General features: G+C 37.5%; 12 protein-coding genes. 5 read left to right on the forward strand and 7 right to left on the reverse strand.

Annotation, left to right across the window (positions count from 1 at the left end; all coding sequences use genetic code 11):
* The first annotated feature begins 117 nt into the window (after positions 1-117).
* The 3 genes from KIM67_RS10185 to KIM67_RS10195 are packed head-to-tail and all read left to right on the forward strand — an operon-like array spanning position 118 to position 3728.
* Positions 118-2247, forward strand: a complete 2130-nt coding sequence (locus KIM67_RS10185; protein WP_213831226.1) for a Tex family protein — start codon at positions 118-120, stop codon at positions 2245-2247.
* Positions 2248-2254: 7 nt separating this feature from the next.
* Positions 2255-3157 carry a histone deacetylase gene (locus tag KIM67_RS10190; protein WP_213831227.1) on the forward strand — a complete coding sequence of 301 codons (903 nt, stop codon included), beginning with the start codon at positions 2255-2257 and terminating at the stop codon, positions 3155-3157.
* Positions 3158-3200: 43 nt separating this feature from the next.
* The gene (locus KIM67_RS10195) at positions 3201-3728 is read left to right on the forward strand and encodes a ferritin (protein ID WP_213831228.1); all 528 of its coding nucleotides are present in this window, start codon (positions 3201-3203) and stop codon (positions 3726-3728) included.
* A 265-nt stretch (positions 3729-3993) separates the two neighbouring features.
* Here the strand turns inward: KIM67_RS10195 and KIM67_RS10200 are convergent, their stop codons facing one another.
* On the reverse strand, positions 3994-4407 hold the full coding sequence (locus tag KIM67_RS10200; protein WP_213831229.1) for a hypothetical protein: 414 nt from the start codon (positions 4405-4407) through the stop codon (positions 3994-3996).
* A gap of 138 nt (positions 4408-4545) precedes the next feature.
* The gene (locus KIM67_RS10205) at positions 4546-4878 is read right to left on the reverse strand and encodes a single-stranded DNA-binding protein (protein WP_213831230.1); all 333 of its coding nucleotides are present in this window, start codon (positions 4876-4878) and stop codon (positions 4546-4548) included.
* 702 nt (positions 4879-5580) lie between these two features.
* Between KIM67_RS10205 and KIM67_RS10210 the strand changes: the two genes are divergently transcribed.
* Complete coding sequence (locus KIM67_RS10210; protein WP_213831231.1) at positions 5581-6084, forward strand: hypothetical protein; 504 nt, start codon at positions 5581-5583, stop codon at positions 6082-6084.
* Between the two features lie 279 nt (positions 6085-6363).
* Here the strand turns inward: KIM67_RS10210 and KIM67_RS10215 are convergent, their stop codons facing one another.
* On the reverse strand, positions 6364-6762 hold the full coding sequence (locus KIM67_RS10215) for a JAB domain-containing protein (protein WP_213831232.1): 399 nt from the start codon (positions 6760-6762) through the stop codon (positions 6364-6366).
* 299 nt (positions 6763-7061) lie between these two features.
* Here KIM67_RS10215 and KIM67_RS10220 point away from each other — a divergent pair, with 299 nt between their 5' ends.
* Entirely contained in the window at positions 7062-7298 is a 237-nt protein-coding gene (locus KIM67_RS10220; RefSeq protein WP_213831233.1) for a hypothetical protein, read from the forward strand.
* A gap of 700 nt (positions 7299-7998) precedes the next feature.
* Here KIM67_RS10220 and KIM67_RS10225 read toward each other — a convergent pair.
* From KIM67_RS10225 to KIM67_RS10240, 4 genes are all read right to left on the reverse strand, one after another.
* Complete coding sequence (locus tag KIM67_RS10225; protein WP_213831234.1) at positions 7999-8295, reverse strand: antibiotic biosynthesis monooxygenase; 297 nt, start codon at positions 8293-8295, stop codon at positions 7999-8001.
* A gap of 159 nt (positions 8296-8454) precedes the next feature.
* The gene (locus KIM67_RS10230) at positions 8455-10026 is read right to left on the reverse strand and encodes a solute:sodium symporter family transporter (RefSeq protein WP_213831235.1); all 1572 of its coding nucleotides are present in this window, start codon (positions 10024-10026) and stop codon (positions 8455-8457) included.
* Between the two features lie 16 nt (positions 10027-10042).
* Positions 10043-10921, reverse strand: a complete 879-nt coding sequence (locus KIM67_RS10235; protein WP_163416821.1) for an inositol oxygenase family protein — start codon at positions 10919-10921, stop codon at positions 10043-10045.
* Between the two features lie 103 nt (positions 10922-11024).
* Positions 11025-15110: a hybrid sensor histidine kinase/response regulator transcription factor gene (locus tag KIM67_RS10240; protein WP_213831236.1), complete on the reverse strand. Its 4086-nt coding sequence runs from the start codon at positions 15108-15110 to the stop codon at positions 11025-11027.
* Positions 15111-15127 lie beyond the last annotated feature (17 nt).

Raw genomic sequence — 15127 nt, forward strand, 5'->3', positions numbered from 1 at the left:
TCTAATATGTAATGTCACATCGAGCGCCCACCTGAAAGACGAAGTCGGGCAGGCAGTCGAGATGCAGTACACTTCAGCCTAGCTAGAAAAAGAATACATACACCCTAGTAAGAATCCATGCAACTCATCCCCTACATTTTAAAACAAACACAACTTTCAGAAAAAAGCATCGAAAATACGGTTGCACTATTGAACGAAGATTGTACAATTCCCTTCATATCCAGATATCGAAAAGAACGTACGGGCAATCTGGATGAGGTGCAAGTTGGTGAAATCGTAAAGTTCAAAACCCAATTTGAGGCTCTCGAAAAAAGAAAACAGGCCATTCTCAAAGTTGTTGAAGAACAAGGGGCACTTACTCCAGACTTAAAGACAAAGTTTGAAAACTGTATCGATTTAGCGGTATTAGAGGATATCTACCTTCCTTTTAAGAAAAGTAAAAAAACAAAAGCGGAAACTGCCAGAAAACAAGGTCTTGAACCTTTGGCCAAAATCATCATGGCCCAAAAAAACGATGAAATTGAATTTATCGCTTCCAAATATATCAGCAATGAGATCATTAATGAGGATGACGCCCTGGAAGGTGCTCGCTATATCATCGCAGAATGGATCAATGAACGTACCGATATTCGCAACCAACTACGAAATCAACTAGATCGACATGCTGTAATCACTTCAAAAGTCATCAAAACAAAAAAGGAAAGTGAAAAAGCCCAAAAATTTCGAGATTATTTTGATTGGAGCGAATCGCTAAATAGATGTCCATCGCATAGGTTCTTGGCCATTTTAAGAGCAGAAAAAGAAGGTTTTATCCGCATAAAAATTGAAATTGATAACGATAGAGCACTCGACAATATAGAAAGGCGTATCATAAAATCGAACAATGCATGTGCTGCTCAAATTGAATTGGCAATTACTGATGCCTACAAACGACTTTTATTACCTTCCCTATCCAACGAGATTTTAAAAAATGCCAAAGAAAAAGCGGATACCGATGCTATTCAGGTGTTTTCCAAAAACCTAAAACAACTGTTGTTGGGGGCGCCATTGGGCGAAAAACGAATTTTGGCCATTGACCCTGGTTTTAGAACGGGGTGCAAAGTGGTCTGCTTGGATGCACAGGGAGATTTAAAACACAATGAGACCATTTATCCCCATGCACCCCAAAACAAAAGTTCGGATGCCATTAAAAAAATAAGTTCTTTGGTAGATGCACACAAAATTGAAGCTATTGCCATTGGGAACGGAACGGCATCGCGCGAAACGGAACGACTTGTAAAACGAATATCCTTTAAAAATCCTATTGAAGTATTTGTGGTCAGCGAGGCGGGTGCTTCCATTTACTCCGCATCCAAAATAGCTAGGGATGAATTTCCCAATTATGATGTTACCGTGCGCGGAGCGGTTTCTATTGGGCGTCGTTTGGCCGACCCATTGGCAGAATTGGTCAAAATAGATGCAAAATCCATTGGTGTAGGGCAATATCAGCACGATGTAGACCAGACAAAACTCAAAACATCGTTGGATACGGTTGTAGAAAGTTGCGTGAACGCTGTTGGCGTGAACATTAACACCGCTAGTGTTCCCTTACTCAGTTACGTATCGGGTATTGGGCCCAAACTCGCCGAAAATATAGTTGCCTATAGAAATGAAAACGGCATCTTTAAGAGTAGGGAAGAAATTAAAAAAGTTTCCCGTTTGGGCGGTAAAGCCTTTGAGCAGGGTGCTGGATTCTTACGCATAAAAGATGGTATTAATCCCTTGGATGATTCTGCCGTGCACCCTGAAAGTTATCGTATCGTTGCAAAAATGGCGAAGGATAAAGGAATAGATGTATCGGATATCATCCAAAACGAAGCTGTCATACAACAGATAAATATAGAATCGTACTGCACGGATACCGTTGGAATGCCAACCTTAACGGATATTCTTGAAGAATTGAAACGACCAGGGCTGGACCGTAGGGAAAAAGCGAAGGTTTTCACCTTCAATCAAAACATTAAACAAATTACCGATTTACAGCAAGGCCAATTGTTACCAGGAATTGTAAATAACATTACAAATTTTGGATGTTTTGTGGATATTGGTATCAAAGAAAGTGGTCTTATCCATGTTTCGAACCTATCCGATTCTTTTGTGAAGGATGTGAATGCCCATGTAAGTTTACATCAACAAATCGTGGTAAAAGTTTTGGACGTGGATGTGCCAAGAAAACGTATCCAATTGGCATTGCATAAAAAAGATTGATCTTACAATGCTCAAAATTGCTTTCCATCCTATTTATAAACATCCTTTACCAGAGGGGCATCGTTTTCCCATGATCAAGTACGACCTCTTACCACAGCAGTTACTACATGAAGGCACTTGTGATGAAGCTAATTTTTTTCAACCGGAAACTCCAAAAGATACTATCATTTTAGCGGCGCATGATGCTGAATATTATAACAAACTCATCAATCTGAGCATTAAACCAAGTGCTGCTCGAAAGATAGGTTTTCCGTTAAGCAATGAACTGGTACAACGGGAGCGAATTATTGCAGATGGCACCATAAAAGGTTGTGAATTTGCTTTGAAGCATGGCATAGCTATGAATATTGCGGGAGGCACACATCATGCCTACTCTAACCGGGGAGAAGCTTTTTGTATGTTGAACGATCAAGCTATTGGCGCTAGGTATCTTCAAAATGAAGGAAAAGCACAAAAAATATTGATTGTAGATTTAGATGTGCATCAGGGAAACGGCACGGCTGAAATATTTCAGGATGACGATGCCGTCTTCACTTTTTCAATGCACGGTAGTGGAAATTATCCGTTTAAAAAAGAAGAGTCCGATTTAGATATTCCCTTAGAAAAGGGAACAACCGATGAAGAATATCTTTCCATCCTAAAAAATACGCTACCAAAACTGTTGAAACAGGTGAATCCTGACTTTATCTTTTATCTCTGTGGCGTAGATGTGCTGTCTTCGGATAAACTCGGAACGCTGGGAATGACTTTAGAAGGCTGCAAAGAGCGTGACCGCTATGTACTCCAAACATGCCTGAATGCCAAAATACCCGTACAATGTAGTATGGGCGGTGGATATTCACCTGATATAAAAACAATAGTCGAGGCGCATGCCAATACTTTTAGACTTGCCCAAGAAATCTTCTTCTAAAACCCGCTGTTAGATTTTGTAACTTTGTTAAAAAGGACAACTTATGTTATCAAAGAAGCTAGAAAAAGCGTTAAACAATCAAATACGGATAGAGGCAGAATCGTCTCAAGTCTATCTTTCAATGGCCTCTTGGGCCGAAGTAAAAGGATTAGAGGGCGTAGCTGGGTTTATGTACCGCCATTCTGATGAAGAACGCATGCATATGCTAAAATTGGTGAAATATGTAAACGAGAGAGGCGGACATGCCAATATTTCGGATTTAAAGGCTCCTGAAACCGAGTTTGGAACATTGACAAAAATGTTGCAAGAACTTTATGACCATGAAGTTTTTGTTTCACAAAGTATCAATGAACTGGTCCATGTTACCTTAGAGGAAAAAGACTATGCCACGCATAATTTTCTGCAGTGGTATGTAGCCGAGCAATTGGAAGAAGAGGCCTTGGCAAGAACTGTTCTTGATAAAATCAACTTAATAGGAAATGATAAGGGTGGATTGTACCTTTTTGACAGGGACATTCAACAATTAACTGTTGAGAGTGCTGCATCGGATAATGGCGGCGAACAATTTTAACAGTCATATTTATTTAGATTAATTTAAAATAACTTATTTTTGACCTATCTGTGTTTTGCGATGGGTAAAAAGAATAAATCAAAAAAAGATAATAAAGCCTCACTAAAGGAGCTAACGCTTACCAATTGTAAGACAAAATGTTGTAAAAAATACAAAAAGGCAGAGCATAAACGCTGTAAGCGTTGCCCATGTTTTGATCTACTTAAGAAAGTAGCATAAAAAAAGCCACCTGTGAGGTGGCTTTTATATTTTTTAGGCTATGCTATTACTTCTTCATATCGGATTGCGTTACCTTACCAGTATTCTGAATTGAGAAAAAATCCGTATCCGATAGTGACAAATACTCTTTTGCTTTTTGAAAGTACAGTTCACTATGTGGTTTGTCATGTGTACAGCTTTTAAGATGTTCTTTGTATGCATCCTTCTTACCTTTCATATACACCAAGTATGAGGTAAAGTTCATCTTACCTAAATCCCGCTCGTACATTCTTTGATCTACCCAATAATCCGATTCATCCTGATTACTTAAAAGTAGGATTGATTGTTCATAATCAGCATCGCGTTGCGCCAACTTTTCATAAAATCGAAATCCGTTTACCGTGTGGTTCTGGTTTTGGGTGAAAGTCCCAAACCAAGAACTACAAGCAAGCACCATTAATGGAAAACGAACTGCTCTCATGTATTAATCATTCTATTTATGTTGGACGGGCTACCAACAAAAGTGTTGCGTGATTTCCCTTTAAATTAAAGTTAATTTACCCTTAAAAAGAAAAAAGAGGGTCAAACACCCCCTTTATCGTTTATCTGTTAGTCCAACTTATTTGCCTAACATCAAAAGTTCATTGCACTTGATCTCAGTGATGTATCGTTTCTCGCCCTCTTTGGTTTCATACGAACGTGATACCAACTTTCCTTCAATCGCAACTTCTTTACCTTTCATTAAATAGTTTTCCACAATCTCTGCTGTTTTCCCCCAAGCAACGATATTATGCCATTGGGTATCCGTCACCTTTTCCCCCTCGGCGTTTTTATAGGATTCGTTTGTAGCTATTGAAAATTTTGCCAGTTTACTGCCATTTTCCAACAGTACGATTTCTGGGTCATTTCCAAGGTTTCCAATCAACTGTACTTTGTTTCTTAGTGAGTTCATCTTTTTTAAATTTTACGTGTTAAACAGTTCATACTATCGAACGCTTATCATTCGACAGGGCAAACATAAGAGCAGTAAAAAACAGGAATCGGTTTTAAAACATTTGTTTTCGTTTGTAAACGGATGTAAATAATTGTGTATAGATAATAAACAAATTTTGTACTCCTGTAAGATGGAGGTCAATTGGGTACGTTCGGTAATCTGAAAAAGATCACGGAATACATGGAAGGTAAAGATTTTCCTAGTTACTGGACATTGGTGCGAAAGTCAGAAAACCCTCTAATTTATGGACATTACAAGATTTACAAGGTAAAACATCACTAAAATAAAACATAGGTTTTCAACCAACTTATGTATAACAAATCTGTTTTATGACTATCTGATATTCAATATATTAAACTAATTTATTTTTCAAAACTCTGAAAAAAATACTTCGATTGTTAACAACTCTTGAAAACTACGAGGTTTGTAGTCTATTTCCGATCTTAATATAGATTAGCTTTGTCTTAATAAAACAAAAAAGCCCAAACTTGACGGAGCGGACTTTTTTGGTTTTTAGAAATGTAATAAAAAAGTAAGGGGCTGTCTAGCGATGTTACGGAGTTCCTATTCTTAAACAGAGGGTGCAATCCCCTCCAGCTCCACTTTTTTGTTATGCAAATATAAACAATAGCAGCTATATACGCGAAAAATAAGAGCATTATGTCAAAAATATCCTTACAAGATTTACTGGAAGAAAAGACTATACTGGAGAAAAAGCTGACTATTTTGAATTTGATGATTGATGCATATTCGGATGATAATTTTAATATAGTGGACTTCGATTCACCGATTGAATTTACGTCCAAAATGATAGAGACCAAAGAAGTTCCCTACGACGATTTCCCATACCACAAAAAATGGCTTGAACAAATATTGTATTTATTGGATAAGAAAGGCAGGTTTTTAAGCAATCATGAATTAGCTGAATCATTAATGCCTTATTATCATCAATATAATATTGATAGGTTGAAAAGAAAAGTATCAGTTAACATATCAGCTGCCTACAAAAATGAAACAGTTGATGGACTTATAAAATTTAAAATCAATAATACTCCAAAAGGAAATGTTTGGGGTTATAAAAAATGGTTGAATACGGATGGTAAAATAATTGAAAAATATCGCCCTTTTGAAACAAAGGAAACAAGTCAAATGACGATATATTAAAAATAAGGTGGCACTATAAAGATAGGTCCAGACCAACGGTTGACGAACTTAGGCTGTACATTGCTTGAAGTGCCACTTTTAAAATACATACTCCGCATCATTAGCGGACATATAGACGAGAAAATCAAAGTGTGCCGTCTCTCATTAGGACAGGGCTTTGAAAAATTACCGTCGGAAAAGGGGTAAGCTTGGCGGTGAGCCCCTTTTTTCATGACCAAATCTAAGTATTATACCAATCGGATCCAAAACATTTATGACTTTTTTGGAGGTGTTGGCAGTTTACTGTATGGATATATAGTCCGTTTCGGTGATAATGATGTGATCCAACATGGTTATTCCCAATATGGCTCCTGCCCTTTCCATTTCATCCGTAAACTTTAAATCGGACTTACTGGGTTCCAATTTTCCCGAAGGGTGGTTATGGCAGAAAATGACCTTTGTACACTTTTTTGATACCGCCAAGCTGAAAACGTCAACTGGGGCTAGAATGTTCCTGTTGCGGGTTCCAATGGTCACGAGTTCTATATAGTCGATATCATTGGTCGGGCCTATACCTATGGTCCAAAAGTATTCCTTGTTCCTGTGGTGCCTATTCTGACGCCACAATACCTTTTGCATTATGCGGGCCATATCACCACTGTCGGATATGTTTTTGTCCTCTCCTTTAGGTAGTCTCACAGTCATGGGTTAAAGATAGGAAAATTGTATTCCTCCAGTTCTTGACTTTATTCTATAATGTATATAGATGCCCCACTAGCCTATTCTTTGGCCTTTTTCTTCAACTTGTAGAATATATATAGCCAAACACCAACTAAAGCCACTACAGTTAAAGTTACACTTGTTATTATAGCTGTGATTTCGTTTTCCGTTTGCATAGTTAGTTTTTAGACTCTCTAAGTTAGCACTTTTGCTTTTAGTACCTTTAATCACCCCTAGACTATTTTTCTGGTTCAGGAGGGTTTTAAGTAGATTTGAATATGATTGAATTTCTTACGGAGTGGTCAATGGACGACCCTAAATGGTTGGTAATATTTATACTTATTGGAGGATGGGTATTTTGGTCGCAACTGAGCTTTACCTTAAAGCATGGTTATAATTCTTGGCTGGAAAAACCACATGGTTTTAACAATTGGATAAGAGCCATAGGTGGGTTGCTAATGTTTCTATATGGCCTTATTGAACTTTTGAGAAGATTGTATCTCGTTGTTTTTTAATAGCGTTTGTCCCGCTTTGTATATAGATGTCTGAAAGTCTACCCTTAGATTCTCTTTCTGGTTCAGGAGGGTTTCTTACTGTCTTTGTAGAATGATTTCCCTATTCTAAATATCATATAAGCTATAAACCAACCAACGGATTGCCAAAACCAATCTTGAGTTAACTCGTTCCTGACAACTGCCTTAGGGTCTAGCAATTGATAAGGCGTCCTTTTTATCAGGGGTATAAGGTCTGGGATAAGATAAATACCAATTGCAATGCTCAGAAGAATAAGCAATGTAGCAATTATTCTATATAAAATTTTGCGGCTTTTGGACACTTCTTTAAAAGTATCCATTTTCAATCATTCAAAAAAACTTCTTCGGTGTTTGTCCCGCTTTATATATAGATGCCAAGAGCGGAGTGGATGTAAAAAACAAAGCAATTAGGAACGACAATACTTATAGCGATTCGAAAGGGCGTTTACTTTTTGTCGTTTATTTAAACTTTAGAATTACAAAAGTCAATGTGAGGAGAACAATTATCGAAACCATTATGTTTCTATTCCAGTTAATTTGTGATTGTTCATGCTCAAGTTCAGACGTGCCAAACTTTGCAAAAACCCACCAAAAAAACCCTCCAATATCTCTAAATATTCGCCACACTTGTTATCCCTTATTTTGAGCTTTAAAATTTACTCAAAGAATACTTCATTCAATTTCACCTTGTAAAATCATCTATTTCCCTAAAGATTTCTACGGAAGTTCGTTCGCCCAAATCATGCATGGATCCCATTTGGCTATGGTTGCCATCGTGCCAAAATATCTTCCAATCATTTAGAGAATCCCACCTTGCTATTGTCTTTATTTCTTTGGTATCCTTATCGTTCTGCAACATAAAACCACCTCTTGCTCCTTCAACTTCTTTATGAATTCTATTCGTTGTTCTTTTCCATGTCTCGATGAAAAGCTCTAATTTTTCTGGCTCTACTTGCCAGCTATATAGTATTCGTATCATCTTATTATCATTAAGGTCTATTAAAAATAATAGAGAAAAACGAAATGACTTAAATCTACTATCAATTTTTAAAAATAGAGATAAAATGGGACAACCAATATTTGTACTGCCTTCTCCAATTGGAAATATTGAGCTTATAGGTTTTAAATCTCTGTATAATCACGACAGCAATATGTAAATTAGAATGGTCAGCACCACCAAAATAATTCCAGCAAAATTGACCGAAGACCAACCTTTTTCAGCAGAATCTTCTGAGGTGTCTTCCAAAAAAACTGTTGTTGGGAATAATTTAGAAAACAAAAACATAATGAGAAAGTTTAATACAAATTCAATCCCCCATAAGTGAACAAAATGAATATCAACTTTTAAAATGAAGGTCGTTATTATATAGAAGGTAAACCCAAAGAATAGTCCAGCCTTTGCACCAATCGTATTAATCTGTTTAATAAATATACCTGCTATAATGATTGAAGAAATGGGTATAAAGAAAATGCCATTTAATTCCTGTAAAAGAAAATAAAGCCCATCGGGAGCATAAGCTACCATAGGTGCAACAGTTATTGCGATAACTGCCAATAGCACTGATATCAATTTTCCGTAACGTACCAATTTTGCATCTGATACGTTCTTATCAATGGATTTTTTATAGATGTCATAGCAGAATACAGTACTTGCAGAATTCAGTACGCTATTGAAGGTACTAAGAACCGCACCAAGAATAACCGCCGCAAAAAAACCGAACAAATACGTGGGGAGTACTTTTTTCACCAGCATGGGGTAAATCAAATCTGGTGTTTTATAATAAGCGTCTTGAAAATAGTAAAAGGCGATCAACCCCGGCAATACAATGATCAATGGTACCAGAAGCTTAAGAACACCCGTATAAATGAGACCTTTTTGTGCTTCAACCAAATTCTTTGCACCAAACGCTCTTTGAATGATGGCTTGGTTCATTCCCCAAAAATAAATTTGATTGATCATCAACCCAGTAAACAATACGGAGAAGGGCAAAACGGAATCTGGCTTTCCAATAATATCAAATTTATCGGGAGCAAAATTATATACCGTAGATAGTCCTTCAAGAATATTACCGCTACCAATTTCATACAAAGCAATTCCAGGTATCAATAAGCCGCCCAACATAAGCCCTACCCCATTTAAAGTGTCTGAATATGCAACGGCTTTTAATCCTCCAAAAATGGCATAAAAAGAGCCTATAACCCCAATGACCAAGACCATATAGATCATCGCCATTCTCCGTGGAACATTAAAAAGTGCAGAAAAATCGAAAACACTTTCAATGTTAATAGCGCCCGAGTACAGTACAATTGGCAACAGGGTGACCACAAAGGAAAGCATTAATAAAAAGGCCACTATAGAACGCGTGGTGCCATCAAAACGCTTTTCCAAGAACTCTGGGATAGTGGTTAAACCCATTCGGATAAACCGCGGCAAAAAGAAAATTGCAGCAATGACAAGCGCAATTGCTGAAGTAACCTCCCAAGCAATGACGATAATTCCATTTTTATATGAACTACCATTCATTCCGATCAAATGCTCGGTAGAAATATTTGTCAAGATCATTGACCCGGCAATTATGGGCCCTGTCAGACTTTTTCCTGCTAAAAAGTAGCCTTTTGCCGTTTTGAAATTATCTTTTCGAAGCTTATAAACCGTGTAAAAGATGACGAATAGCGTAAATCCAAAAAAGCCAATATATGCTGAGTTCATTCTGGCAGTTACCTAATTAGAACTTCAATGTTGCCGGTAAATATTTGGCAACCAAATCTTCATAATAAGGCTTTAAGGCTTTAGCATCAGGTGGTGTGGGTGCTTTTGAATATAAGTCGTATGGGTTGAATTTTTTTACCCACTCAAACATTTCATGGTCTTTTTTGTTCATTAAATGATCGTAAGCCCCTTCACGGTGTTGGGCATAGAACGAGTGGTAACGGATCATATAAAGTGCTGGTTCGGGCAAATAATCTTTCATGATTTGATAGAGGTATTCATCATGCCCCCAGCTCATTTTTACATTATCCAACCCGCAATTTTCCTTGTACACACCAAGTTTACTTGTATATCTTTCGTCTTTTGAATCTGGATTCTCATCAAAAAATTCAGGATATACTATTTTATCCGAAAAGGCACATCCTACGGGAAAGGTATCGCCCACAACGGCCCACTGTGGTTCACCGAAGAGACAAAGCACTTTGCCCATATCGTGCAAAAAACCTGTTAATACAAACCAGTCGGGATGTCCATCTGCACGAATCGCTTCTGATGTTTGCAACAAGTGTTGCAATTGATCTAAATCGATATCTGGATCACTGTCATCGACCAGCGTGTTAAGAAAATCGACAGCTTCCCAGAGTGTCATGGTACGTTTATCAAATTTTAGAAATTCCGCTTCCTTTTCTTTTACGAAACTGTACGTCTGAAATTTATGGTTCAACCGATAGAATTCACGTACACCATCAACCCTTTCGGAATCTACATAATTTCTATAGTCTTCTTTCTCTTTTATGGTTTCGTCAGGGTCTGGGTAGCGTTGTAACAAATCGTCTTCCCAGTCATCCACATCGTTCATTGGCTGTCGAAGGTTCTTATTTTCAGATGGTTTCATAGACGCTGTATTTAGTTAATTTAGAAAAATGAAATTACTATTTCGTAAACTTTACGATATGGAATATCATATCAAAAACATGGACATTTTAAAATTCCATGCTTTATAGTGATTTCGCTTGTACATTATTTTTAATCAATTGGCTGGGCGGATAGCCAAATTGCTTTTTAAAACAACGACTGAAATACAAGGGATCGTTGAATCCTACTAAGACAGACACCTCAGAAACATTATATCTTCTGCTTTTCAACAACACTGCTGCCTGTTTTAAACGTATTGTTCGAATGAATTCATTAGGTGCCAAATCGGTTAATTCTTTGATTTTCCTATATAGTTTAGAAGAACTCATACCTAGTTCTTGGCACAGTAACGAAGTGGTCAAATCTGCCTCGCCAATTTTTTCATCAATCAGCCTGGTTATTCTTTTCATAAACTCTTCATCGATAGGCGAGTGCGTCAAAAGGGATATTTCGCTATCAACTTCACCTGAAAATTTTGCTTTGAGTTCCTTGCGCGAATTAATAATATTGATGATTCTTGTATTTAGCAAAGCAGGATCAAAAGGTTTTACCATATAGCCGTCCGCACCCACATTGTATCCTTGCACTTTATCCTCATTTTCTGAGCGTGCCGTAAGCAAAATAACAGGAATATGGCTTATGGCTTGGTCTTTTTTCAGTTCTTCACAAAACTGTAGTCCATCCATAACAGGCATCATAATGTCCGCAACACATAGTATGGGCATTATCTTACGGCACATTAACAGGCCTTCTTCCCCATTCTCTGCACAATATACTTTATAGTATTCCGAAAGATACTCCTCAACATAGTTACGCAATTCAATATTATCTTCTATAATGAGTATTTTCTCTTTAATATGGGTCGATTGTACTATCTTCTTCTTATGGGCCGTTTTTCTTAATGTATTTATACTCGACGCTTTTACCGATATGTTACGTATTTCACTATCATCAAAGTACTTTCGTTTTATAGGCAACTTCACTGTAAAAATTGACCCCTTGTTAGACTCACTTTGAAGTAGAATTGCCCCCTTATGGACCTCAACAAGGGACTTTACCAATGAGAGGCCAATACCTGAACCAGTAGTACTATCTTTACTGTTTCTTGCTTGGTAAAAGCGTGAAAAAATGTTTTTTTGAGCCGATTGTGGTATACCAATACCATCATCGCTGACTTCGAGCAATAAATGCTTTTTTGAATCGTCGGCAAACCCCACAAATAGGTCTACACTACCATTACTATCAGTAAATTTTATCGCATTGGATAAAAGATTGTACAGTATCTTATCCAATTTGTCCTTGTCTATCCATCCAGTTATAATGTCATACTCACAATTAAAGTTGAACGATATATTCTTGCTGATGGCCCAATCCTTAAAGGAGTCAAAAATATCCTGACATTGCTGTAGTATATCGATTTGACTGACTTTTAGGCTCAACTCCCCTGTTTGCGCCTTTCTAAAGTCCAATATTTGGTTGACCAGGTTTAGCAATCGATTGGCATTTTGATGGATAAGCTGGGAACGTGACTCCAAAAAATGATTTTGTATTTCGGTCGACTTTTTAACAAGATCTTTGGCCGGCCCTAAAATCAACGTCAGAGGTGTTCTAAGTTCGTGTGAAATGTTGGTGAAAAATCGAAATTTTTCATTGTTCAGTTTTTCAATGCGCTCTTGTTTTATTTTTTCAAAAAGCAATGCTTGACGTAGACGGGATTTATTTTTTAACTCGCGTCGAATAACAAAAAAACCGATAGACAAAACAAAAAGTGTAATCAACAAAGCTTCCGGAGTTAGCCAAAATGGTGATTTTATGGTGATATCATAAGTAGCCAAATCACTCCAATTTCCATTACTATTGCTAGATCGTAGCTTGAATATGTAATCGTTTGGATAAAGATTCGTATACTGTACGGTTCTCGAGTTGCTTCCAGCACTGATCCAATCTTCATCAAAACCTTCTAGCATGTACTCATATTTGTTCAAACGTTCGTTGGAGAAAGAAGGATTGGAAAACTGCAGCGAAAAATTGCGGTTGTTATAGTTGAGACTTACCTTTTTTCCATAATTAAGGTCTTGCATATCAAACTTTTGTTTGTTTATCTCAACTCCTGGATGGACTACTTTGTTCTGGACTTTAAATTCTGTAATAAAAGGTTTTGGCGACCACTGATTTTCCTTTAAGTCATAGGGTGAAAAATAAATGACCCCATTCTTTCCTCCAAGGAAGATATCCGAACCCGCTACGTGATAAAATCCACTTGAACTGAACACATCCAATCGATTACCGCTGTTTGTATTATAAACACTGACCTCGTTATTCTGTGTATCCAATTTGGCAATACTATTGTTCATGTTCAACCAGAGCATACCATTGGCATCGGTCAGCATATCGGTTATCCATTTTCCAGATAGTTCCACAGGGCCATCAAACTTTTCAAAAGCGTCCTCTTTTGAATTGTAATAACTGAGACCGAGTCTTGTTGCGGCCCACAAATTATTCTGAGTGTCTATGGTGATATCACTCACGTTATCATGTGGCAGGCCTCTTGGATAATCTGTAGAGGCCCTATAGTTTGTTATGTTATTTGTAATAAGATCTAAGCTTGTAACACCATCTTCAGTAGCGAACCATATCTTTTTATTGTTGTTTTCAACTACTATTTTATTTACAGATCGCCCGGGAAGCAATCTTCCCATATCTTGAATCGGAGTCAACGTTCTTTTGTCAAAGAAAAGTGCACCGCCCTCAAATGAACCAGCTATAATTGCGTGATCACCGTACTTGCTAAATGTGAGGACAGATGAGCCTTGAAATCCTAAATCCACATCTCTTCCAATATTATCGATATAGTCGTACACCAAAATACGTCCATCCCACAGCCCACAGTAGAAAACTTTGCCGTCTTCGGAATAGATGCTGGCAATATCATACTTTTTGTTAAAAAGCGGCAAAATCTCATCTTCGTGCATAATGAACAATCCATTGTGCCTAGTAGCAACAATTACCTTATCATCATATGTTCTTGAAAACCCTCGTATTCGAGGAACTTGATTGTTAATGTGCAATGAGATGCTCTTATTCAGCTTAAACTGGTTTTTGTATGGATCGTATTTATCAAGACCATCTTCGGTGCCTATCCATAATACTCCTGAAGCATCAAAATAAAGCGCGTATACAAGGTTGTCCACCACTGAGCTATCATCTGAAAGTATGGTATAGTGCCAATCGAAATTTCCATCTGCTATATCTTCCAGTTGGTTACAGTTTACAAGGCCACCCAAGGTACCCACCCAATATTGTCCTTCCGGAGAACGCGCCACAGAAATAAAATGAGGCCCCAATTGCTCCCTGACACCTCGATCTTCGATATATAGATCTTTAAAACTGTTTTTTTCTTTATCTAGTTTGTAAAGGCCATTTCGTGTGCCGATAAAGATGTCTGATTTATGGTCTTGGTAAATAAAATTCAAATAAGGGTTTTGTTCTTCTAGACCAACAGCTGATAGCGTGTACTGGAATATGCGGTTACTATTGCCGTCAACGTCCAACACTATTTTGGCAACAGATTTTTTACCGTACGTACCAACCCAAATATTTCCCTCATGATCTTCGAAGATTTCTTTGACGTAGTTGAATCCATCGATATCAATCTGGACAAAACTATCCTGAATGCGTGAATACCTGTACAATCCTCGAGTCTTTGTACCGACCCATACTCTTTTTTTACTATCTACAAGCACAGAACGGATTTCACTATCGCCCAAACTATTTGGATTATCGGCTTCTGGTAAAAATGTTCGAAAGGAGTGGCGTTCTAGATCCAAATGGGTCAATCCGTTTCTGGTACCTATCCAAAGTTCATTCGAATCGCTATCGAACTCCAATGCTGTGATATCATCATTATTGAGTCCGTATGTATTGGTCACGCTACTCAAGTAAGGTTTGAACTGGTATCCATCAAAACGATTGAGGCCCGAAAATGTACCCAACCATAAAAAACCGTTATTGTCCTGTGTGATGTGGCGAACGGAATTATGGGACAACCCATCATTATCATTGTAATGCTCAAACTTGATATTCTGCGAATTCCCTATAAAACATAGAAATAGTATCGGAACCAATTCTTTCCGGTGCAGTCTTTTACAAAATTGGAGCAGTAAATGCATAATGTAATTTACAATTT

Source organism: Flagellimonas sp. 389, from assembly GCF_018449435.1.
Classification (GTDB): Bacteria; Bacteroidota; Bacteroidia; order Flavobacteriales; family Flavobacteriaceae; genus Flagellimonas.

Coding starts and splice junctions, on each gene's coding strand:
- KIM67_RS10225 (WP_213831234.1), bottom strand. CDS start 8,295: ATGATACGAATACTATATAGCTGGCAAGTAGAGCCAGAAAAATTAGAG.
- KIM67_RS10220 (WP_213831233.1), top strand. CDS start 7,062: ATGATTGAATTTCTTACGGAGTGGTCAATGGACGACCCTAAATGGTTG.
- KIM67_RS10190 (WP_213831227.1), top strand. CDS start 2,255: ATGCTCAAAATTGCTTTCCATCCTATTTATAAACATCCTTTACCAGAG.
- KIM67_RS10185 (WP_213831226.1), top strand. CDS start 118: ATGCAACTCATCCCCTACATTTTAAAACAAACACAACTTTCAGAAAAA.
- KIM67_RS10200 (WP_213831229.1), bottom strand. CDS start 4,407: ATGAGAGCAGTTCGTTTTCCATTAATGGTGCTTGCTTGTAGTTCTTGG.
- KIM67_RS10235 (WP_163416821.1), bottom strand. CDS start 10,921: ATGAAACCATCTGAAAATAAGAACCTTCGACAGCCAATGAACGATGTG.
- KIM67_RS10240 (WP_213831236.1), bottom strand. CDS start 15,110: ATGCATTTACTGCTCCAATTTTGTAAAAGACTGCACCGGAAAGAATTG.
- KIM67_RS10195 (WP_213831228.1), top strand. CDS start 3,201: ATGTTATCAAAGAAGCTAGAAAAAGCGTTAAACAATCAAATACGGATA.
- KIM67_RS10230 (WP_213831235.1), bottom strand. CDS start 10,026: ATGAACTCAGCATATATTGGCTTTTTTGGATTTACGCTATTCGTCATC.
- KIM67_RS10205 (WP_213831230.1), bottom strand. CDS start 4,878: ATGAACTCACTAAGAAACAAAGTACAGTTGATTGGAAACCTTGGAAAT.
- KIM67_RS10210 (WP_213831231.1), top strand. CDS start 5,581: ATGTCAAAAATATCCTTACAAGATTTACTGGAAGAAAAGACTATACTG.